Origin of the sequence: Pseudoalteromonas sp. CO109Y (assembly GCF_004208935.1) — a bacterium.
In the GTDB taxonomy this organism is placed as follows: Bacteria; Pseudomonadota; Gammaproteobacteria; order Enterobacterales; family Alteromonadaceae; genus Pseudoalteromonas; species Pseudoalteromonas shioyasakiensis.
In genome coordinates this window covers 161083-183763 of record NZ_SGPD01000027.1, presented here as the reverse complement: position 1 = coordinate 183763, position 22681 = coordinate 161083, and the positions used below count along the sequence as shown (strand labels likewise).

The window sequence follows — 22681 nt, the reverse complement described above, 5'->3', positions numbered from 1 at the left end:
TCCCCTAGCAACTCGCTAACTTTACTCTAGCAACTCCCTTCTCTAAAACCTATAACTCACACTGGCATTATACGAGCGGCCCTGCCCTGCAAGTTGTTCAAAACCATTGCTCATATCTTGCTTGTAATTAGCAATACTTACACCGCCAAGCGGCTGTTGGTAATATTCATCAAGTAAGTTGGTAATTGCTAACTTAAAGGTTAAATTTTGCCACGTTTTCTGACTTGAGATAGCCAATAGCTGATAGCTGTCGGTTTGGTTTTCTAAACGGCGCTCATCAACATGGGTTTTACTATCAACCCATTGCCAGCTCAGTGCGTTTTGCCAGCCTTTGTATTCGTGCTCTAGGCTCAGCTCAGTGTGCAGTGGCATAATTTGATATAAGTCTTCATTGCTATCATCACGCTCGCCATGAGTACTGGTTAGTGAGCCTTTTAACTGCCACTTTCCTGCTTGCTTTGTGTTGTAAAGCTCTACCAAGCCCGCCAGTTTTGCACCGTAAAGTGTCGCATCTAGGTTCGTAAAAGTAAGAATATTACGCTTGGTATGCGCCATGTCGGTGCGATTAAAGCTCTTAGTCACTTCAGCATCAATATAATCATTTACTTGCGTGTACCAAACATTTGCCGTTACTTGCCAGCTATCGTCTTTGGCAAGTTTGGTGTAGCTAGAACTCAATGTGTGGGCTGTTTCGGCTTCTAAATCTGGGTTACCAATGTAACCATTACCATCGCCAAACCAACCAATCATAGTGGTTGCCATCGTACCTACACCCCAGCTATAACGCTCATATAAATTAGGTGCACGGTTTTTACGAGCTAAACCAAATTGCAGCTCATCGTTGTTCGATAATTGATAACGAGCAAGTAAGCTGATATCAACTAAAGTGTCGTCACGTTTACGGTCTAATTGGTTAAATTCCATCGCAGCTTGGGCGTCGGTTTTTGACATGTCCATCATTGAACCCATATTAGCCATACCGCTCATACCACCTTCGTTATAAGCCTGCACTTCGCCAGTATCTGTGGTGACTTGCTCAACACGAACACCTGCCGACACCCACCATGCTTGGTTTACTTGGTTTTGGTACTCAGCAAATGCCGCAAGGCGGTCACGTTTGCCATCGTTAATGTTTACGTACTCATTTGGGCCCATCATCATTGACCCTGCAACCGCTGGCCACCAGTCATCAATTCGATAACCGTAATATTCTTGCCCTAGCATTAATGATGACTGTTTTGATAAATCAGTGCGCCAATGAACTTGATAACTGTAATCTTGTGCATCGGTATTCATTGGCATCATGCCGGTTTTCTCATTACTGAAAAAACCCATTTCGTGTTTTACATCGTGCGCATTCACTTGCACCTGCAAATCACCATTTTCAAGCTCACGTTGGTACTGAGCAACGAAACCATAACTGGTGTTATCGGTCATATCCATGTATTGATTTGCAAAGCCTTGGTAAGGAATCTTTTGATGCGTCAGCTTAACTACAAGCTGTTGTTTCTCATCACGAATAGCGCCCGTTAAGGCATGATTTTGCACTCGATATAAAGTATCAAGTACACGCTCACCATGCCCATCATCATAGCTGTTCGCATCTTCAAAGTTGCCTTGGTAAGACAAGCTAAACTGTTTGCTCGCAAGGCTGGCACCTAGCGCGTATGCTTGGCTATCGTTAACGCTCTTGTACTGGGCGGTAACATAGCCTGCGCGCCAGTTCACTGAGTCTGTATCACTAAATTCAGGGGCAATCGTATTTACCCTAATAACACCAGCAATATTATCACCGCCACTGCTTACCGGTGATACACCAGCAACGACACTGTAAGAGGCAATTTGGTTTGCCGACACATAAGAGAGTGGCGGGTTCATTTGGTTAGCACACGCTGCTGTAACATCAGCACCATCGACTAAAACTTTAACTCTATCGCCCATCATGCCGTTCATCACCGGCAAGTTAGACCCCCCTCCAGCCGCAGAAAAATCAACACCTAAATCTTTCAGTAACGCGTCTGCAGAGCCAACTAATTGATGGTTATTTTGGGCATGACCTTGTACTTCTATCACTTCAATAGAATCATCAGCAAAGGCCGAAATACTTAATACACAGCTAAGTGCTGCAGCGATTTTAGAAAATAAAAAACCAGGGCGAGAAAATTGCGTGTTCATAACTCTTTTAAAATCAAAGCAAATAATTAATGACGCTGATTATAAAACTCATTAATTAGTCTGAACACGTGACATATTGTCGCACCCTGTCACAGGTAAACAACTTAGCGCAGCACCACTAATGGAATACGGCTATCTTCAAGCATTTTTAAGGTCGTGCTACCTAAAAAGAATTGCCGCCATTTAGAGTGACCAAATGCGCCCATCACCATTAAGTCAACGGCGTGGTCACTTTTATATCGCCACAGCGCTTGGTAAACATCGCCATCGAGCATGCGCGCTCTCACATTAAAGCCGTTTTCAGCCAGCCTTGCTGAGGCAGTATCAAGTTTGTCTTGGCAGTGACCGTCTTGTTTATCAATCATCACCAAGTGGCAATCTAAGCCGGATAAAATACCGCCCTTGATAATTTGTGTAATCGCTTTGTCGGTACTTTCGCTGCCATCATAAGCCAGCATAAAGTTTGTGGGCTCATGAAATTGCGGCGGCACAATCGCAACCGGGGTATGCACCTGACGGATCAGCGTTTCAATATGTGAGCCCAGTACTTTAAAATCATCATAATGGCCTTTACCAGAGCGGCCTATAATCATCACGCGGGCATTGTCTTCATGTTCAAGTAAGGCATCAACAAGACTCATTGAAAGCTGCTGTTGCTCAATCTCGGTTAGGCCTGCATGCTCGGCTTTTTTCATTGCTTCATCTAGCAATAATTGACCATGCTGCGACGCTACTTTGTTGCGTTCTTGTTCAAGTCTTGCCAATTGCTCTAACAATGAGGTTTGCGAACCTAAGCCAATAATTGCGGTTAAATCATCACTGCCCTGTGGCAAAGGTGGCTCTAATGCATGCAGAAAATTAATTGGATGGCTGGAGCGCTTAGAAATCCAAATAGCCGCTTCTGTCACCGCATCGGTCATGCATGAACCGTCGATACAAGCAAATATCTTTTTCATTACACTCTCCTTTAAACCAATTTAATTCACCAAGTATAGTTGGCTTTTTCTCTGTATTTATTTTGAACAGCAAAGACTTAAGAAGTTCAGGTTATTTTCTTATAGCAAACAAATATAGAACGTTCCAAAAAGTACTGTATCAACCCCATTAATTTGTATTACAATAGCGCTGGGCACACACCTCTACTCCAGAACAAAGTATTTGTTACTGGCATTTTCAATTATCAAAAATCTATTTTGTTTTTAAATTTATTTTAAAGGAATTGCATGACTAACGTAGCCAACTCCCAAGGCAACGCAAGCACGTTTACCATTCTGATAGTATTGGCTTTAGGCACATTCATTTTGGGCCTATCAGAATTTTCTATGATGCCAATGTTGCCCCTGATCAGCGAAACATTTTCGTCTACGCCAGCGCAAAGTGGTTATGCCATCAGTGCTTACGCGATTGGCGTAGTTGTCGGTGCCCCACTATTTATGATCACAACCGCCAACATGCGTAAGCGAAATGCACTGTTGATGTTTGTCAGTATGATGTTTTTATTCAATGGTTTAAGTGCTTTTGCAAACTCGCTTGAACAACTTATTTTATTTCGATTTTTAAGTGGTTTACCACACGGTGCCTACTTCGCCGCTGCTATTTTATTGGCAGCCGATATCGCCCCTTCCGATAAACGCGCAAGCTTTATGTCAAAAGTATTTATGGGTTTAACCATTGCTACTATCGTTGGTGTGCCCATGGTCACCTTAGTGGGGCAAAACTTTAGTTGGCGCTATTGTTTAGCTGGCACCGCAGTGCTTGCTCTTGTTGCCTTAGTGCTAATTGTAAAATACGTACCAAACGTTAAGAACTCATCACCCACTTCAATTCTCGATGAGTTAAGTGTATTAAAGAACAAGCTAGTATGGACTATTTTAGGCATCATTATTATTGGTTTTGGCGGCGTATTTTGTGTTTACACTTACATTGCCGACACTATTTTAATTGTGACTCATACGCCCGCTTACACTATATCAATCGCTATGATCATGTTTGGTATTGGCTGCACCTTAGGCAACTATGTGTTAGGAAAGGCAGCCGACCATTCACCACTAAAAACCACAGGCGCAGCGCTAATTGGTGCTGTAGTATTTGCAGCCAGTTATGTCAGTGCCAGCCACAATATTTGGCTGTTATACGCGGTGATTTTCTTTATTGGTTTTAGTGTTGGTTTGGGTACTGTTATTCAATCACTATTAATGGATGTATCACCACAAGGCCATGCCATGATAGGTGCACTCGTACAATGCGCATTTAATACAGCCAATGCCATTGGCCCTTGGCTTGGTGGTATGGCCATTGCCCAAGGTGCATTGCCCAGTCAAACGGGTTATGTCTCGGCAGCCCTCTTTTTAGGCGGCTTTATGATGTGGTCATTAAGCGCAATACAAATGAAAAAATTACGCGTTGAAAGTTAACCAGTTAGTCAAATTTGTAGCCGCGATTCCATATCGCGTAGAAGGAGTGGCGTTTAACCAAGAATGGCTTACCATTCGGCGTTAAAACGCCTCCTTCAACTTGCTGCTCTCTTTTTATTGATCCCGAAATATCTCTTCGATTCTTACGTTAAATACACTTTATAAAAACGCGTATACATTCGATATGTTGATTTTTTTGTTTCAAAAAGGGCAACGCACTTGCTGTTAATCTCATAATATTGTATTAATCAAAGAATTCCGTAATCTAATATAAGATCGGTCCAATCGGACTGCGTTTCTAACAATAACAATGAAGATAACACTATGAATACGGCACTGTTTTTCGTTGGCGAATGGCAAGTTACCCCGGCTACCAACTCAATCCGACGCGGTGAACAAACAAAGCATCTTGAACCAAAGGCGATGGATGTATTACTGCTGCTATGCGAAAAACAAGGTGAGCTACTAACAAGCGAAGAAATTATCAGCCATTGCTGGCCAAATGTAGCGCTGGGTGACAATCCCCTGCATAAAGTGATCACCCAATTACGTAAAGCCTTTGACGATAAAGCAAGCGATCCGCATTACATCGAAACCATTCGTAAACGTGGTTATCGAGTTATTGCCGAAATCAACTTTCCACTCAACGAAGAGCAAAAAGCCAGCCAAACCAGTTGGCAAGGTGATTCGCCCTTTGTTGGCTTAAGTGCATTTGCACCAGAGCAAGCCGATGTATTTTTTGGTCGTAACAAACAAATTGCCACTTTGCTACAGCGGGTATCGGCTCAAATAGAATTTGGTCGCGCATTTTGCTTAATTTTGGGAGCCAGTGGTTCAGGTAAATCGTCGTTAGTTAACGCAGGTGTATTGCCCGCTTTAATGTCGAGTAATGGCTACGATGGTATTAGAGTACACAGTTACTGCCAACTCGACTTTGCCGATGTCAGCAAAGAGCGCTTACTGCTTGATTTAGCCTCAACCTTGCTCGATTTAGAAATAAACGACGCACCTGTACTTAGCGATATAAGTGCCGATGCGTTGGCTGAATTGTTATTAAAAGACCCAGAACAGGTTATTTCCCGCTGTAAAGCAGCACTTGCAGCGCTAAATAAAGAGCGCACTACGCCCTATTTATTTTTATTTATCGACAGGCTCGAAGTGCTATTGTCATCGCCGCTATTTAGCGATGACGAGCGCAACCAGCTTTTAGCTCTTATTGAGCGCTTAGCAACAAGTGGCTGCATGATCATTTTTAGTGCCTGTCGGAATGACTTTTACCCGCAAGTAGTGAGTCAACCAAGTTTAATGGCAGGTAAAGCCAATGGCGCACACTTTGATTTATTAGCGCCAACTCGCTCTGAGCTTAAGCAAATGATCCGTTTGCCAGCACTTGCAGCAGGCTTAAGTTGGCAACATCACCCAGAGCACCACACACCGCTTGATGAACAACTTTGTAACGATACTGCCAATAACCCAGATGCATTGCCAATGCTGCAATACACCTTGCAGCAACTTTACTTGCAGCGCAGCCCAGACAACGAATTATTGTTTTCTGAATACCAAGCCCTAGGCACCATCGAAGGAGCCATCGGCCAAAAAGCCGAACAGGTATTTTGCCAATTACCCAAAGACCAACAAACTGAACTTGCCGCAGTACTTTCTAAACTGATCACCTTAAACCCAGATGGCGAAACACTCACCAGCCGCGCTGCGCGTTGGAGCGAATTAACCTGCCCTGCTGCAACCAAGCTTGTTCAGGCTATGGTCGATAGCCGCTTGTTTGTGTCGCACCTTAAAAATGAGCAAGCCTGCTTTAGCCTTGCCCACGAAGCCCTGCTACGCCATTGGCAACGCGCCATAGATTGGGTGCAAGAACACCAACAAAGTTTAGCAATTCAAAGTCGTGTGCAACTAGCCACCGAGCGCTGGCTACTTGAACATAAACACAGCGACTTTTTACTAGCGCAAGGCAAACCGCTGCAAGAAGCACAAAGCCTAGTTAAAAACCCTATGTTTAGCTTATCGAGCGACGAACAAGCGTTAATTAAAGCTTCTAACAATAAAGCCAAACGTAAAAAACGCATGTTACAAATAACGGCTGCAACACTTGTGTGCTTAACCTTTATTGCTACATTTATGAGCGTGCGCAGCTATCACGCCGAACAAATAGCAACACAAAAACGCCAAGAAGCTGAAAGTTTATTGGGCTTTATGGTTGGTGAATTTGCCGACAAACTCAGAAGCGTAAGGCGTATGGATTTACTTGATGGTATTAGCAACAAAGCCCTTGAATACTTCGCAAATCAAAAAGTTGACTCTTCATTTTGGAGCTTCCTAAGAAGTGAACAAACATTCAAACAAGAATTCCAATATATACAAACCTTAATGGCAATGGGAGAAGTTGCATATTATAGAGGTAGACTTGACGAAGCCGAAAAGGCATTCGAAAGTGCTAATAATTTACTTAATCCTCTTGTCACAGAATATAGTTCTAGGATGGAAGTATTAAAAACAAAAGGAGCAAATTCTTTTTGGTTAGGGCAAATAGCCTATGATCAGCAGAATTATAAAGTAGCTAGGCCATTCTTTGAAGAATATAAAGTGACTAGCGGAAAAATGTATAAAATTAACCCCAAATCCAAAGACGCTATTACAGAGATGTCAGATTCTAGTAGCACTCTTGGCGCCCTATACTTGAAACTTCAAGAGTATAAAAGAGCTAAAAATGCTTTTCAAGAATCAATTAAGTTTATTGATTTAGGACTCTCCGAGCAGCCCCAAAATGAATATTTATTGATGACTAAAGCAGAGACAGGTACTTGGATTGCTAATGTCGAAGACCATTTAGGATTTCCTGATAGAGCGATCACTAAACACCTCGAAGCCCAGTCACAATATAAAGAACTTTTAAAAAGCAACAAAAATGACCGTATCCAAGAATATTTAGCTCATTCTTACTCCCTAATCGCCTTTATATATGAGGGAGAGGGCAACTACAAAAAGGCATATTCAAATATAAAAATTGCAACTTCAATATTACAAGCCGTTTCCAATAGAGATAAAGATAATAAAGAGTGGGAAAAACAACTTCAACTATATAAAGCTTTCATGATCCCACTAAGCTTTAAAATAGGGCATACAGTGTCAAACGATGACCTGCTGTCAATTGAAAAATACAACTTCAAGATCAGCATTGACAAAGTAATATCAACCAATCACCTCATTGATTATTATCAAACGATTGGAGATTGGGGTAAAAGTGATGAGTTAATTAAAACGAATATTAATATTATAAGTTCAACTAAAGAATTAGATGAATACAACAATGCTATTTTTTTGAGTAAATTTCACTTCCTTTACGCAAAACAACTTTCAAATAAACACCTTGCTACTGAAGCTAATGAACAATGTAGAAAATCATTAGAACTAGTAAAGCCTTTATTAGAGAAAAGCAATAAAACATCATTTAAAAAGCAATACTCAAAATCATCAGAGTGTTTAGTTAAATCCATTTAAAAAGGAAAATTAATGTCTAATTATAAAGTATCACCTCAAATCGATGTTGTAGTTATCGCAACTTTTAATCAAGAAACAGAAAGCTACACGTTTTCCTACTATGATGACAATGGAAATCAAACTGATGGAAATGTAACTGTCACTGTTCAGAACACATTGGTCAACTACAAACTAACAGATAAAAATGAAGAGTTAATTTTTAACGATCCAGAACTATCACCACTTAATGCTCTTGGAGAAGAAATCATTGATGGAAACCTGGATGATATAACAGTTAGTATTTCAAACGATAAGAAGACTGTTACAGTTATCGACGCAGATCTAACAAATGAACAAATTGCAGTTCACCTTGTTGTTTCAAGTGAAAAAGGACAATTCGTTAGTAGTGATCCTAGGATTACAAATAAAGGTGAAAACTAAAAAACATACAAAAGGCTCCACCAAGGAGCCTTTTTCAGTTTAAAAACAATAACTTAAAACCAGAAGATTACCAGAAGGTTAATTTGCACTTTTTTAAGTAACTTTATAGACACCAAAATCGTTTGCATCGGCAAAAAGGAAACGAACGTGTCTACTAACAACAAAAATGAACAACCAAGCACTGCTAAATCAGAAGCTAAAAACGCACTTGCGCAGTCTATCAATTCAGAGCAACTTGCACTAATTGCCCAAATGTTTCAGAACATTCCTGAAGGGGTGTTTATCATTAATGGTCAAGGCACGTTTGAATTTGCAAACCCGATGGCGGCACAACTTTTAGGTGACAACCAAGAAGCCTTAATCGGTCAAAACCTGTTACATTACCTACACGACACCGACCGTGATAAATACATGTATACCCTACTCAGTTGGTTAGATCATAAAGACTCGCCGATAAGCCTTGGTCCAAACGAAGTTAAAATAAACCGCGCCGATAGTAAAACCCTTGAAGCGGATTTATGTATTTCAAGCTTGCCAAAAAACATTGCCGTTGCAGATAATTTATTTATTTGTGTATTACATGATTTATCATCGCACAAAGAGCAATATAATCGCTTAGTTAAACAGGCCACCACTGACCATTTAACCGGCCTTGCAAATAGATTAACCCTTGAGGAATCATTAAAAGAGCATTGGCAAGAAAGCGTGCAAACCAACCAAGCTATTAGCACTATATTAATCGACATTGATTATTTTAAATTATTTAATGACCGATTTGGTCATGTTAAAGGCGATAAGTGCTTACAAAAGGTAGCGAGTATAATTTCAGAATCACTCCCCTCTCATGACTGTTTGGCAGCCCGTTATGGTGGTGAAGAATTTGCGGTTATATTACCAAGGTGTCAAAAAGATACGGCAGCAGTTATTGCAAAACATATTCAAATAAAAATAAACAATATGTCATTTACTGAAATTGGCCTACCGAGTGATTTTAGAATAAGTGTAAGCCAAGGAATTGCTTGCGAGTTTAATAATCAATACCGTACTTCTGAGGCACTAATTTGTGCTGCAGATACTGCTTTATACCGAGCAAAAACAGAGGGCAGAAATAAAATAAGCATAAGCGCATAAAAGGTTATTTTAGTGTAGAACTATGAGCTAAATAGCTTGTTTAGATAATCATATAGTATACTTTTATGTTATTTGTTTGTTCCTTTTTTATTGATAAACTGCAACGTGAAATCAACGTCACAAGGGATCCAACAATGACACTTTTTAAAAAAGTACCTTTGCAACTCGCTATTGCAAGTACGCTAGCTACATCAGTGACTGCAATCGCTGCTGAGCAAACAACAGAAAACACTGCTCAAGATGTTGAAGTTATTTCTGTAACAGGTACTCGCCGAAGCCTTCGTAGTATTTCTGAAAGTACTGTACCTGTCGATTTATTAACAAGTCGCGATCTAACAAGCACTGGTCAACTTGATATGAGCCAAGTACTTGCCTCTCAGTTACCTAGCTTTAACTACCCTAGTGCCACCATTGCTGATGGAACTGACCATGCAAAACCGGCTGTTTTACGTGGCCTTGCTCCTGACCACACATTAGTACTTATCAATGGTAAACGCCGCCATGCGGGTGCACTATTAAATTTAAACGGTACGGTAGGCCGTGGTTCAACAGCTGTTGATTTAAATAATATTCCTACTTCAGCAATTAAACGCGTAGAAGTACTTCGTGATGGTGCTGCTGCTCAATACGGCTCTGACGCGATTGCTGGTGTGATCAATATTGTATTAAAAGACGCCGATGAAGGCGGCAGCGTGAGCTTCACATATGGTGAATACGATACACAAATGGCAGGGTCTCCTCAGCTACTAAACACCACAACTGATAGCGAAGGCAACTTAAGCTTTGAAACTGGCAGCGACCGTGAAGTAAACGACGGTATTACGCGTACAGCAAGTGCTAATGCTGGCTTTGCACTAGGCGATAATGGCTTTATTAACGTGTCGATAGAGTCACGTAATAACGAGCCAACAAATCGCTCTGGCTTTGATGCACGTGAGCAATATAGCCGTGATGAGAATGGCGATTTAGATTCGCGTGAATTTGACTTTGACCGCTATAACCACCGATTTGGTAAAGCCGATATCGAAGACTTCGCACTTTTTTATAATCTAGGTTATGAGTTTGATAACTCGTTATCGCTTTACTCATTTGCTAGTTACTCAAACCGTAAAGGTAACTCAGGTGGCTTTTATCGTCGCGCCAAAGATTCTCGTAACTTAACTGAAGTGTATCCTGACGGTTTCTTACCGCAAATTGATACCGATGTAGATGACTATTCATTTGCAATTGGCTTAAATGGCGAAACTAATGATTGGACTTGGGATGTAAGCACCAATTATGGTCGCAACGATTTTGGTATTGGCGTAAGCAACAGCTTAAATACCTCGATGGGTGTTAGCAGCCCAACAGAATTTGATGATGGCTCGCTTGTTTATGAACAATACTTAGTGAACATGGATGCTAGCAACACACTAGATTTAGGTTTACCTGATGATGTGTTTGTTACGATTGGTGCTGAGTATCGTCACGAAAACTACCAAATCAAAGCAGGTGAAACAGCCTCTTACCTAACTGTATTAGATGACGATGGCAACCCAGTTGCTGCCGGTGGCGCGCAAGTATTACCTGGTTTCTCACCAGAAAGTGCAACCGATAAAAGCCGTCATAACATTGCGGTATTTGCAGAGTTTGATACTTACCTAACTACAGATTGGAACCTTGTTTTAGCAGGTCGTTTTGAAGATTACAGTGATTTTGGTAGTACCTTTACCTCAAAACTTGCTTCGCGCTACAGCATTAATGAGTCACTGTCGTTGCGTGGTGCAATTAGCACAGGTTTTAGAGCGCCATCACTTGCCCAAACATCTTATAAATCAGTAAGCACTGTTTTTGAAAATGGTGTGCCAAATGAAGTGGGGTTATTCCCTGTTGATGAGCCAGCAGCGCAAGCACTGGGAGCTCGTGATTTAGACGCTGAAGAGTCAGTTAATATGACGGCGGGTTTCATCTTTACGCAAGGCGGCTTTAGCTTAACCCTTGATGCGTATCGCATTGAAATTGACGACCGTATCGTATTGTCTGAAAACTTAAGCGGCCCTGAAGTTGAAGCGATTTTAGCCGAAGCAGGCGAAGTAAATACGCAGCGCGTTCGTTACTTTACTAATGCCATTGATTCACGTACGCAAGGTGTTGATATTGTTGCGACCTACTCACTAGGCTTAGAAAACTATGGTGATTTACGCTTAAGTGCAGCGGTTAACTTTAACGACACTGAAGTAACACACGTTAAAGAAAATCCACCTGAATTAGAGGCGCTTGGCGATAGCTACGAGTATTTCTCTCGTCGTGAAATCACACGCTTTGAAAAAGGTACTCCAGCCGATAAATGGAACCTATCTGCAACATGGGATTATGAAAACTTCCAAACAACATTACGAGCAACTCGTTATGGTGAAGTAGTTGATACTGCAAGCAGTGAAGATGGTGATGAAGTACTTGATGCTAAATGGATTGCTGACTTAGAAGTGGCTTACCGCCCTGATGAGCAGTGGAAGTTTGCATTAGGCGCCAATAACCTATTCGATCAGTACCCTCAAGATACTGTAAGTAATATTGGTTACAGCGATTTCAACCAAATTTTCCCTTATAGTGGCTTTGCACCATACAGCTTAGATGGCCGTTTTATTTACGGTAACATCACTTATAGCTTCTAAAAAAATAGGGCGTGAAAGCAGTAATTGCTAACACGCCCTAACCTACAATGATGAGTGAATAAATTAACTAATTTGAATAGTGTGATACGCCAATAAAGTGCCATCACTATTTTGTGCTGTGTTTAAAATAAACTGCTCATAATCACTATCAAACACGTTATCGATGCTAGCAAGAGTTGTATCTTGTTCACCGCGTGATTTGTAATCGCTGTGAGTGGTACAAATTTCTTTTGCAAACGCATCAGTAAAACAGAACTGGCTAATTACATAGTCGTTATTGTTGTTTGCTACTTTAAAGTGAATATGAATAGTACGGCCAGAATACCAACCAGGGAAATGCGTTTTAAAGTTCACACGGCCACTGCTATCTGTGATCAATGAACCACGGTACCAAGTACTTGCCTCAGCTTCGGCATCGCCGTCAGTACAGAAGTCACCGGCAAAACGTGAGCTATCAGAACTACTGCTAGTATCGCCCGAGTAAATACCGCTGGTATCACAGTGCCAAACCGAGATTTCGTAATTTGCTAATGGGTTACAGTCGCTATCAATTAACTGTAAGCACAGCATCATAGGTAAACCGGTTAAACCATCCGAAATATCTTCGTCTGAATCAGCTTGGAAGTAACATGGGCCTTCGGTTGTAGCCTCTGTAAGTGCTAACACACATGCTGTTGATGTTTCAAAAATACTGTCATCAGGAAAGTCATCAGTAATAAGTGCTGTTGTGCCCGATACATAATCACTGTCGTTCGTGGTTGTTGTATCGCCTGTATCAGTGCTGGTGTCTGTGCCTGTTGAAGTGTCTGTATCTGATGTTGTATCCGTTGATGAGACTGTATCTGAGTTACAGCCTAAAAATGCCAACATAGGCACAGCAGCAACTGAAACACCTAATGTTTTTAGCATTTTTCTACGAGTATAAAGTTCAGGTTTTAAAGTCATATTGTGCCCCTTCGCTAACATGAGTAATTAGCATCGAGTATAAAGAACAAATGTAGAGACTTTGTGTAGAAAAAGTGGTGCTTTTATAGAGTGACTAGGATGCGCATGCCAAAAAATAGACATTTATAGTATATTCATTATTGGCTATTACATTTTACTATTACATCTATGAAGTTAATTCACAAACTCTTAATTACTAATCTTATTATTACGTTATTGCTGGTACTGACCATGTTTGGTCTGAACGCAATTACCAATAAGCGTATGCTCAATAATGTGTTTGAAGATATAGATAACGAAGCATTTAACCGTATAGCCACTGAAATTAGCCAGCAGTATCAGCAAACGGGTTCGATTGGCATGTTTATCGATTCTAAAGCCCTGTGGTATGAGCTAATTAACCGCAATTTTCATTCAAGCCGTTTATTATTTTCACCCAATACCCCAAAGCCAAGAGAGCCCGGGCCTTTTACACAAGATGGCCCTCCCGAAAAGCATATGCAAAATGAGGCTATGCCACCCCCCGATGACTTTGGGAAGCCACCATCGTTCGATCAAGCACCTGAATTTGACCCATCAACTGAGTTTAACGAGCTTGCAAACTTTGCTGACATGCGTGAGCCACCGCCTCGCAATAAACCCATGGCTGATGACTTTATACCCTTTGAAAAACGCCTAAGTTTACTTGATGCAAAAGGCGAAATACTGATTGCTGGCAATACCGAAACTGAGGTCGTGAACGAGCAAGAAATCACTCACAATGGTGACGTTGTTGCAGTGCTTCAGCTGCATGCTAACCGCAGTCATGTTAGCGCACTGACTCAGCATTACCTTAATACCCAAATTAATATCAGTTTGTGGACAGCAGGGATTGGTTTATTAATTGCGTTATTGTTTAGTTACTTACTCGCACGTCATTTTACTAACCCTATTTCGCAGCTGAAAAAAGGCGCAAAAGCCCTTGCAGAGCGAGAGTTTGAGACAAAAATAACCGTCAACAGTAGTGATGAATTTGCGACCTTAGCGGATGATTTTAATCGTATTGCCACAGAGCTCAGACGCTTTGAATCGCAGCAAAGCCAATGGCTCATGGATATTTCTCATGAGTTGCGCACGCCTTTAACTATTTTAGAGGGTGAACTAGAGGCTATTAACGATGGCATTATCGAACCAAATCAAAAAGCAATAATCTCACTGCAAGAAGAAGTGGCGCTGTTAAGCCGACTTGTCAACGACTTACATAAAGTCAGCTCACTCGACAGACACAGCTTCAACTATCACATGGAAGCCATTGATTTTAATGCCTTGGTAGCCCTACAAGCGCATAAGTATGCGTTTAAATTTCAATCCAAAAACATCACGCTTAATGCCACCTTACCAGAGCAAACGGTAATGGTTTTGGCTGACCAAAATCGTATTACGCAAGTATTACAAAACATATTAGAAAATAATTTACGCTATACAGATGAACAGCAAAAAGTCTGGTTAGATTTAACGGTGTCTAACCATCATGTATTTTTGTCGATAGAAGATTCAGGCCCCGGTGTTCCTGATGAGGCCCTTGAAAAACTATTTGATCGTTTATATCGCACCGATAGTTCTCGTAACAGAAAAACCGGCGGTTTTGGCTTAGGCTTGGCAATTTGCCAAACAATTGTTGAAGCCCACCAAGGAAAAATAAATGCAACTAAAAGCCGTTTAGGCGGTCTGTGTATAACGTTAAAACTCCCGCTTGCAGAGGCGCACTAATATGTCAGAAACCTTAGCTAAACAGCATATTCTCGTTATTGAAGATGAAGTTAAAATTGCCGAATTAATAGAAAAGTATTTATATCTTGAAGGGTTTAAAACAAGCCTAATTCACGATGGCAACTGCGCACTGGATGCTGTTAATGAGCTAAACCCTGATTTGATTATTCTCGATATCATGCTGCCAGGCACAAATGGCATCGAGTTGTGCAGCAAGATAAGACAATACAGTGATGTGCCTATTATTATGCTTACAGCACGGGTCGAAGAAATTGATCACTTAATTGGTTTTGATGTGGGTGCCGATGACTATGTTACTAAACCATTCAAACCAAAAGAGTTAATGGCGCGTGTGAAAGCCATTTTAAAACGACGCCGAATGCCAACTAACAAACCGAGTACATTCACAGCAGGCAATATTATTGTTGATCCGAGCGAATACAAAGTACTGGTAAAAAATGAAGAACTGAAACTTACAATTAATGAATTTAGTTTATTAAAAATATTAATTGCCTCACCTAATAAAGTTTTTTCACGCCAAGATTTACTGACCATGACCCAAGGGAAGTACTTTGAGAGCTACGAGCGCAGTATTGATTCACACATTAAAAACTTGCGTAAAAAGCTGACTCAAGCCGACCCTGATAGCCATTACATTGAGTCAATTTATGGCGTGGGATATAAATTTAAAATTTAAACAACCTTTTTCACACTTGCGACGACTAACTAAATAACATAACCCATTAGGACATCATTATGAATTTAGTACGTATTAGCGTAAGTGCACTCTTAATCACAGCCACTACTGCCTGTATTGGCCTCTCAAAAGCCAGTACAACAAACAACCAAGGTGATTATCGCGTTATCACTTTTAAAGACTGTAAAAAGGTAAGCGAAAGCCCCCTCAATAACGAGCAAATTGCAGCGTACCTAGAGCTTGAGCGTGAGCAAGTAAAATTAGAAGCACTTGAGCAACCAATTAATGACATAGAGCTACAAGTTACTGAGTACTCTGAGCAAATAGAAGCAATCACCGAAGAAGCTGTTATTGAAGACGAGAACCACTTGCGAATTAATAAAAGTTTATTAAAAGAGCAAGATAAGCTGGCCAAAGAGCTCAATAAACTTATGGCTGCTCATGATGCCGATTTTAAAGCACTGGAACAGCAAGCAAAGTTAATTGAACATGCCGCTAAGCAGTTTGATAAAACAATGAAGCCTTTGATGCAGCAAGGTGAGTCAACCCATCTACAAATTTTAGCGCCGGGTGAAGACGAAAAACCAGGGTGTTTTTACACTATCTAAAGCACGTTACCTAGATGTGCGTAAAGTTTCGCATGTGATTGCCGAATGTCTTCTTTATGCACTTGCTTAAACCATTTTAATGCTTGATCTTGCTTTCCTGCTTGCCAATTGATTTCAGCAAGACGTAACTTATAAATAGCAATCACATGTCGATCTGAATCTGTATCCATGTACTTAAGAGACTGTACATAAACTTCATCGGCTTGCTCATAATTTGCCAGAAGTTGGTGGGTACGAGCTAAATTACCTAAAGCAACAGAGATTTTGCGGTTATGGTTGGTTTTTAAAATCCAATCAGCGGCAGTTTTTCGATTTGCAAGTGCACCGTCTATATCACCTAATGAGTGATAAACATTTGCTTTATTCGAAGCCAGTTCAAAGTGGAAAATGGGATCTTTGCTTTTGCCAAAGCGTCGCTCTGCCCTATCAAGAATTTGCAATGCCGTTTCTTTGTTGCCAAACACGTATTGTAGATTAGCCAATTCAACCATACGCATAGGGTTACCAAAGGAGTCGAAGATTGCTTGCAGTTTTTCAAATGCTTTTGTGGCATATTTACGACCTGTTTCGAAGTCGCCTAAATAATGCATTGATTTGGCGTAATAAAAGTAAACTTGCACCTGAAATACAACAGGTAACTCTTCACTGGTAATGAAAGGCTCAGTGCTATCTTTCAAGATTTGATATTCCATTTTGTCGTAGAAATAATCAAACTGATAAGATTTAATTTCATACCAACGCGCAGAGCCAAGCTCACTGCTTGCTAGCTGTTGATTAATGTAATCTAAGCAACTAATTTGTGATTGTTGCTCACAAAACATCTCATGATCACTAAAGTTTTCAGAGGCATTGGCATTAAGGCTCGATAATCCTAACAATAACAAGGCTAACTTTTTCTTCATGCTCTATTTTCTCAGCGATAACTCACTCAGAAAACTAACAAAGTTTAACAGCTTATAACAGTAATTTTTAATTAAATTGATAAGTGTAACCAAGCACTAAGTTTTGATCTGAGCCGTAATCACTGTCTTCTGTTGCAGCAAATAGCTTGAAACTTTGTTGTTTATCAAATTGATAACTTGCACCAATGGCTGCGAAATAACCTGAATAATCGTTAGACCCAACCGAATACGCTGCGGCAGTCATTAATGTCCATTTTTCGGATAATGGCTTTAACGCAAATGCGCCTAAGTAACCACCATCACTACTGTTTGGAATAAGCACCCAACCTTCAGGGCCAGGTATTTCTGTTGTTAAACACGCACCTTGCCCTGCTAAACAAGCAATTTCACCATCAACATGGCTATAACCACCCATAGCGAAAATTTGCCAACCATAGGGCGCAATATCAAAGTAACTCAGTGGCATAAAGGTGCCAACACTATAGGTTGTACGCTCAGCTCCTTGATCATAACTTTGCTTACCAAAGTTAAAATTAACAATGCCAATATCAAATAGCCACGAGCCACCAACACGCCATTCATCGCCATTGGCACTCACACTAGCATTAAGCTTTTTTACTGCTCCTAAACTTAGCGAACCGGTGATCCTTAATTCATCAGAATAACTTGCACCAAACTGAGTGACGACCTTGGTGGGATCTTCACTCAGTTTTGTTTGTTCACCCGAAGCGGTTTGTGCTGCTGATGCGCTAAACACTGAAATTACCGATAAAGCAGCGAGTACTGCTTTTTTACCTAATACCATATTAACGTCCTTTTAGTTTGACTGAGTCACAATTCATAATAACTGTGTATTAGGTAAATAAAAGTGTTTATTTTATGCTCTTTGAAAAACTTCACATTAGAGGGAGGATAATCTAGTAAAAGCCGGCTAAACACTACTTTAGCCAGCATCCGATCCCTTAAAGAAGGAGTAAACTACCTAAACCTAGGAAGGTAACAAAACCGACGATGTCGGTGACTGTGGTCAGGATCACAGAACCTGAAAGGGCTGGATCGATTTTAAGCTTATCTAAAATCGATGGGATCACTACCCCTGATAATGAAGCAGCAACCAAGTTAAGTAAAATAGCGATAGTGATGGTTAAACTTAACATGCCATCGTTGAACCAAAAATAAGTAAGCACACCAATCACAAAGGCCCAAACACAGCCATTTAACGCCCCTACTCTTAGCTCTTTTTTCAGCAGTGCTCTACGGTTGGAGTCGGTAACCTGACCAAGCGCTAAACCGCGCACAATTACCGTTAACGTCTGACTACCTGCAATACCGCCCATAGAAGCGACAACCGGCATTAATACCGCCAGCGCAACCACTTGCTCGATAGTTGCACCAAACAAACCGATAAACCAAGAGGCCAAAAACGCCGTTGCTAGATTAATACCAAGCCAAATACCGCGGTTTTTTGCCGATTTAGTGACGCTTGAGAACAGATCCTCGTCTTCACGAAGACCACCGGCTTTTGCAGCCGCTTCGTCGGTGACTTCTTGGCGCAATTCATAAGCTGATGACACTGATAACCGGCCTAATAGTTTGTTGTCGGCATTCACAACAGGCATCGCCATTTGCTCACTGTGAATAACCACTTCAGCAGCCTCGTATAGGTCGTCATCAGCATGTAAAGCCGATACATCAAGGTTCGCGTAATCCAGCAGGCTGTCGTTATCATTGGCTCTAAATAAAGCATTGATAGCCACTTCACCAATGAGAGTGCCCTTACGGCTGACTAGATAAATCACCTCGGTATATTGCGGTAAGCCTTTTTGAAAAATTTTACGCGCGCCAGCTACTGTGAGTTTTTCTGACACTTTTAGTGCATCAAAATCGAGCCAGTGACCTAACTGCTCTGGGTTATATTGCTGTGCAAGGTCGTACTGCTTTGTTTGAACTTCATCGAGTTGTCTGCGTGCATAATCAACAAAGCGCTCAGGAATAATTTCTTCAAGTTCAAGTAACTCTTCTACGCTCACTTCGTCAAGTAGCTTAAAGCCTTCGGCTTCTTCTAGACTTTGCAATAACCAACGACAGCTATCGCCACCTAGGTTAATGAAGATTTCATGTTGTGTATCTTCATCAAGTAATTGCCAAATTTCTAGACGCTGCTCTTTGGGTAACGCTTCAAACAATAACGATAAATGTTCAGTAGAAAGCTTTTCTTTAGCATCAGCAAGTAACTTATTTTTACGTGTTGTGGTATCACACTGAAGCAAGTCATCAATTAACTGGGGAAGTTGGTCAACAGGATACTCAATCATTTGAGACCTCGGTTAATTACATCAATAACAATAGTCTAACGCAGCTCGGGAAAAATAACTGCTCTGAAAAGGTATATTTTTTTGCAACCAAACAATTATCCCCAGCTGTAAAACATCGTTTTTAAATCACTGTTTCAAGCTAGAGAGTCACAATTGCATAAAAAAGTACACCTAAATACAATTAAGATCTATTATCATTCGCATTATAATGATAAAATCTCAGCCCTCCTTAACTTTTCAATAATAAATACGGGTATCAGCATGAAAAACAGAATAAAGTATTTGCCACTTGTGATTGCATTTGCTCTCACTGGATGCGGTGGTTCAGATAGTAATGATGCACCTGAGTTCACCAGCAACTTAACATTCACATTAGATGAAGACACATCTATTACGGGCCAAGTTGTGGCAGCAGATGATGACGCTGTTAGCTATACCCTAGGCTCTGCAGCAAGTAACGGACTATTTGCTTTAAATGCTGATGGCAGCTTTAGTTATACCCCAAAAGAAAATTTTGCAGGCCAAGACACAGTAACCGTTACCGCCACTGACGGCAGCTTAAGTACTGATGCAGTACTTACTTTTACGGTTAACAACGTTAACGATGCACCAACGCTTACGAGCCAGTCAATCACTGTAACCACCTCAACAACAACTGAAGGTTCATTAACTTTTAATGATGCCGACGGTGACACTGTAACTGTCTCTTTAGTAACGCCTCCTACCAACGGTACCCTTACTCTAGATGAACAAACAGGGGCATTTACATTTACAGCAGAAACTCTGTCAGAAATTAACGACAGTTTTGTTATTGAATTTACCGATGGCAATATTAGCTCGCCTATCAGCGCAACCATTGAATTAAAACCTTCGTATGTTACGAACGAAGATAAGCTCAATTACTACTACAGCTCAGATAAGTCTCATTTAAAACAAGCTGAAGCGATTAGTGAAAATATCAATGACGATGTGTATTTGGATACAATTAATGCAAGCTTAGGTCTTGGTTATGTTGTTGCTGGTTTCGAAGAAAAATCAAATCAACACTTTAATGCTATTACCAGCTTAGATGAAAAAGCCAGAGCTTACAGAAGCACATCTTCACAATATGACTCGTTTGGGGAGTATGACATAGCAGCCGAGTTTCGTGCTAAATCTGTCATAGCCTACAACCAGTACCTTGCAGAAAAAGGGCTAAATAATATCAGTTCAGACGATCCTGATTTTTATCAGAATGTCATCAAACTCTATAATCGTGCAGGTCAAACAAATTTAGCAAAGGAATTACTCAATACCCTCACTACTTTTGCAAACGAAATAAAAAGCGATGAATACACAGTCGCTTACGCAAAATATTTAGCTTCTTTTTACAAAACATCTAACTCATTAAGAGAAGACTATTACTCTGATAGAACAGAAGAAAAAAGACAGCAAGCAATTGAGAGCGTTGTTGCTATGGGTGAACTAGCTGAGCAAACAGGTTACTTCATCGAAAAAAGTGGTGACTTTAAAGGCTTACCTAGTGATCGAATTAAAGCACTATACGTCTTAAGGGCAGCTGAAGCTTCATTGCGTCTAAACGAAACAGAACTTGCCAAAAAGTATGTTAATTTAGCTTTATCACTATATGGTATTACAGGCTTAGATAGTAACTATGTGTACCAAGCCAGTCCCTACTATGAAGCAACCAAACATCAATATCAATTTCCCTTAGAAGGCCTTACAGGGCTCATTCACGGCCTTTACAACATACCTCTCGACGAAAACCCTGCTTTAAAATTAATGATAAAAGAAGCAGATATAAGTGACGCACTTGAGTACAGCATGGGACAAGACATTGCAAAAAACCTCATTGCAGGTCAGGAAATTGACGATGCAGTATCATACGCAAAAACTTATTTTACAGAAGATAGCAAAGTTAATATAAATAGCTTTTACAAAGCTTTGACCTGGGAATCTAACCAAGATGGTGCTGTACTTGTACTTGAAGCTAGAGGAGAAAACGAACTCGCATTGCAGGTTCTAGACTATACTGCAGACATCTTATTTTCTGAAGCTTTCATTACAGAGCAAAAATATGCAAGATATATTACAGGCACTTATGGATGTGCAGGGATAGTGCAAAAAGCTATCTCTTTAGGTGGCTTAGATCATGCTAAAAGTTATGCAAGCAGATGTAAAACTATGCTAGCGACTTATTTATCTCCGAACTCAGAGCTATTCACCACGAAAATGGCACTGGAGGCTTATCGTAATTTAATTAATATATACGACTTTATTAATGATAACTCTGAGCTAACAGCTGCATTAGAGATAATTAATCAACATATTGCATTACTCTCTGATGATAGTGAAAAAGTTAAAGCATACTTAGCGATCACTGGTTACTTAGTTAAAGCAGGCGAAGTAGAGGTAGCTAAGCAACAACTACTACAAACATATTTAATTATCTCAAATCTCAAAACATCTTTAGAATTTGAAGATTACATAGATTTAGTAGAAAAGGCGGCAATAGCCTCAATAAGTGATGCCCCAATAACTACAGGAGTTTATTATCAAGATTCGTTTGTTACATCTTTGAAAAAATACCAAACGTCCAACTCTCAATATTTGTCAATTTATAATGAAGTTATAGCTGCACTTCATGATTTAGCTAATGATGCAAATCAGGCATTAATGAAGCAATCTGAAAAATTAGTCATAGATAACACTGCTATGCTAGTCACTCTATTTGCAAGACTTGAAGACGATGCAGCAGTTACTGAGCTAATTAATCAATCTGTACTTGGTGAAGCCGATAAATTAGCGCTTTATGCAAATTTTGCTGCAATTCGAGCAACTAAAAATGACTTCCCTACATCTTCGATTGCGAGTATCGATACGGACCACGATGGTAAACCCAACTTCTTCTTATCAGGCGCATCAGAGCAAGCAATTGCCGACTCAGGCTTAATTGCTGATAACGATGCCGACAATGATGGTATTGAAGACAGTATCGATTTAACTCCATTAGGAGAGTAGTACGTTCATATCACGGCGAGGCAATTATGCCTCGCCCGTCAAGTTAAAAACCTCAAAAAATTCATAAAAACACAAACCAAAAGAATTTAATATTCCTTAAAAAGTTAAAAAACCAACAAATACAATTGAGATCT

At 40.4% G+C, this 22681-nt stretch carries 15 protein-coding genes; 9 read left to right on the top strand and 6 right to left on the bottom strand.

Annotated features, from left to right (window positions below):
• Positions 1-42: 42 nt before the first annotated feature.
• Entirely contained in the window at positions 43-2175 is a 2133-nt protein-coding gene (locus EXT43_RS10720) for a TonB-dependent receptor (protein WP_130166955.1), read from the bottom strand.
• 104 nt (positions 2176-2279) lie between these two features.
• Positions 2280-3131, bottom strand: a complete 852-nt coding sequence (locus EXT43_RS10715) for a universal stress protein (protein WP_130166954.1) — start codon at positions 3129-3131, stop codon at positions 2280-2282.
• 267 nt (positions 3132-3398) lie between these two features.
• On the opposite strand from EXT43_RS10715, the gene EXT43_RS10710 reads away from it, so the two are divergent.
• The 5 genes from EXT43_RS10710 to EXT43_RS10690 all read left to right on the top strand — a co-directional run bounded on the left by EXT43_RS10710 (position 3399) and on the right by EXT43_RS10690 (position 12310).
• Complete coding sequence (locus tag EXT43_RS10710) at positions 3399-4589, top strand: MFS transporter (protein WP_130166953.1); 1191 nt, start codon at positions 3399-3401, stop codon at positions 4587-4589.
• Positions 4590-4913: 324 nt separating this feature from the next.
• On the top strand, positions 4914-8105 hold the full coding sequence (locus tag EXT43_RS10705; RefSeq protein ID WP_130166952.1) for a winged helix-turn-helix domain-containing protein: 3192 nt from the start codon (positions 4914-4916) through the stop codon (positions 8103-8105).
• A 12-nt stretch (positions 8106-8117) separates the two neighbouring features.
• Complete coding sequence (locus tag EXT43_RS10700; RefSeq protein ID WP_130166951.1) at positions 8118-8525, top strand: DP-EP family protein; 408 nt, start codon at positions 8118-8120, stop codon at positions 8523-8525.
• A gap of 147 nt (positions 8526-8672) precedes the next feature.
• Positions 8673-9656 (top strand): diguanylate cyclase, encoded by a 984-nt coding sequence (locus EXT43_RS10695; protein WP_130166950.1) that lies wholly within the window; start codon positions 8673-8675, stop codon positions 9654-9656.
• Between the two features lie 134 nt (positions 9657-9790).
• Complete coding sequence (locus EXT43_RS10690; protein ID WP_130166949.1) at positions 9791-12310, top strand: TonB-dependent receptor; 2520 nt, start codon at positions 9791-9793, stop codon at positions 12308-12310.
• A gap of 63 nt (positions 12311-12373) precedes the next feature.
• Here EXT43_RS10690 and EXT43_RS10685 read toward each other — a convergent pair whose 3' ends face one another.
• Positions 12374-13255 carry an intradiol ring-cleavage dioxygenase gene (locus EXT43_RS10685; protein WP_130166948.1) on the bottom strand — a complete coding sequence of 294 codons (882 nt, stop codon included), beginning with the start codon at positions 13253-13255 and terminating at the stop codon, positions 12374-12376.
• A gap of 231 nt (positions 13256-13486) precedes the next feature.
• Between EXT43_RS10685 and EXT43_RS10680 the strand changes: the two genes are divergently transcribed.
• Genes EXT43_RS10680 through EXT43_RS10670 form a run of 3 tightly spaced genes read left to right on the top strand, consistent with a single transcriptional unit; the run spans position 13487 to position 16309 of the window.
• Positions 13487-15004, top strand: coding sequence for an ATP-binding protein (locus EXT43_RS10680; RefSeq protein ID WP_165385098.1), 1518 nt, complete (start codon positions 13487-13489; stop codon positions 15002-15004).
• 1 nt (position 15005) lies between these two features.
• Positions 15006-15701 carry a response regulator gene (locus tag EXT43_RS10675; protein WP_119852195.1) on the top strand — a complete coding sequence of 232 codons (696 nt, stop codon included), beginning with the start codon at positions 15006-15008 and terminating at the stop codon, positions 15699-15701.
• A 59-nt stretch (positions 15702-15760) separates the two neighbouring features.
• Entirely contained in the window at positions 15761-16309 is a 549-nt protein-coding gene (locus tag EXT43_RS10670) for a hypothetical protein (RefSeq protein ID WP_130166946.1), read from the top strand.
• Here EXT43_RS10670 and EXT43_RS10665 read toward each other — a convergent pair.
• The 3 genes from EXT43_RS10665 to EXT43_RS10655 all read right to left on the bottom strand — a co-directional run bounded on the left by EXT43_RS10665 (position 16306) and on the right by EXT43_RS10655 (position 19526).
• The gene (locus tag EXT43_RS10665; protein ID WP_130166945.1) at positions 16306-17211 is read right to left on the bottom strand and encodes a tetratricopeptide repeat protein; all 906 of its coding nucleotides are present in this window, start codon (positions 17209-17211) and stop codon (positions 16306-16308) included. The two genes, EXT43_RS10670 and EXT43_RS10665, sit on opposite strands and share 4 nt — an antisense overlap.
• A 67-nt stretch (positions 17212-17278) precedes the next feature.
• Positions 17279-18016 (bottom strand): hypothetical protein, encoded by a 738-nt coding sequence (locus EXT43_RS10660; protein ID WP_063529908.1) that lies wholly within the window; start codon positions 18014-18016, stop codon positions 17279-17281.
• 157 nt (positions 18017-18173) lie between these two features.
• Positions 18174-19526 (bottom strand): magnesium transporter, encoded by a 1353-nt coding sequence (locus tag EXT43_RS10655; protein WP_130166944.1) that lies wholly within the window; start codon positions 19524-19526, stop codon positions 18174-18176.
• 261 nt (positions 19527-19787) lie between these two features.
• On the opposite strand from EXT43_RS10655, the gene EXT43_RS10650 reads away from it, so the two are divergent.
• Positions 19788-22547 (top strand): cadherin-like domain-containing protein, encoded by a 2760-nt coding sequence (locus EXT43_RS10650; RefSeq protein WP_130166943.1) that lies wholly within the window; start codon positions 19788-19790, stop codon positions 22545-22547.
• The last annotated feature ends 134 nt before the right edge of the window (positions 22548-22681 follow it).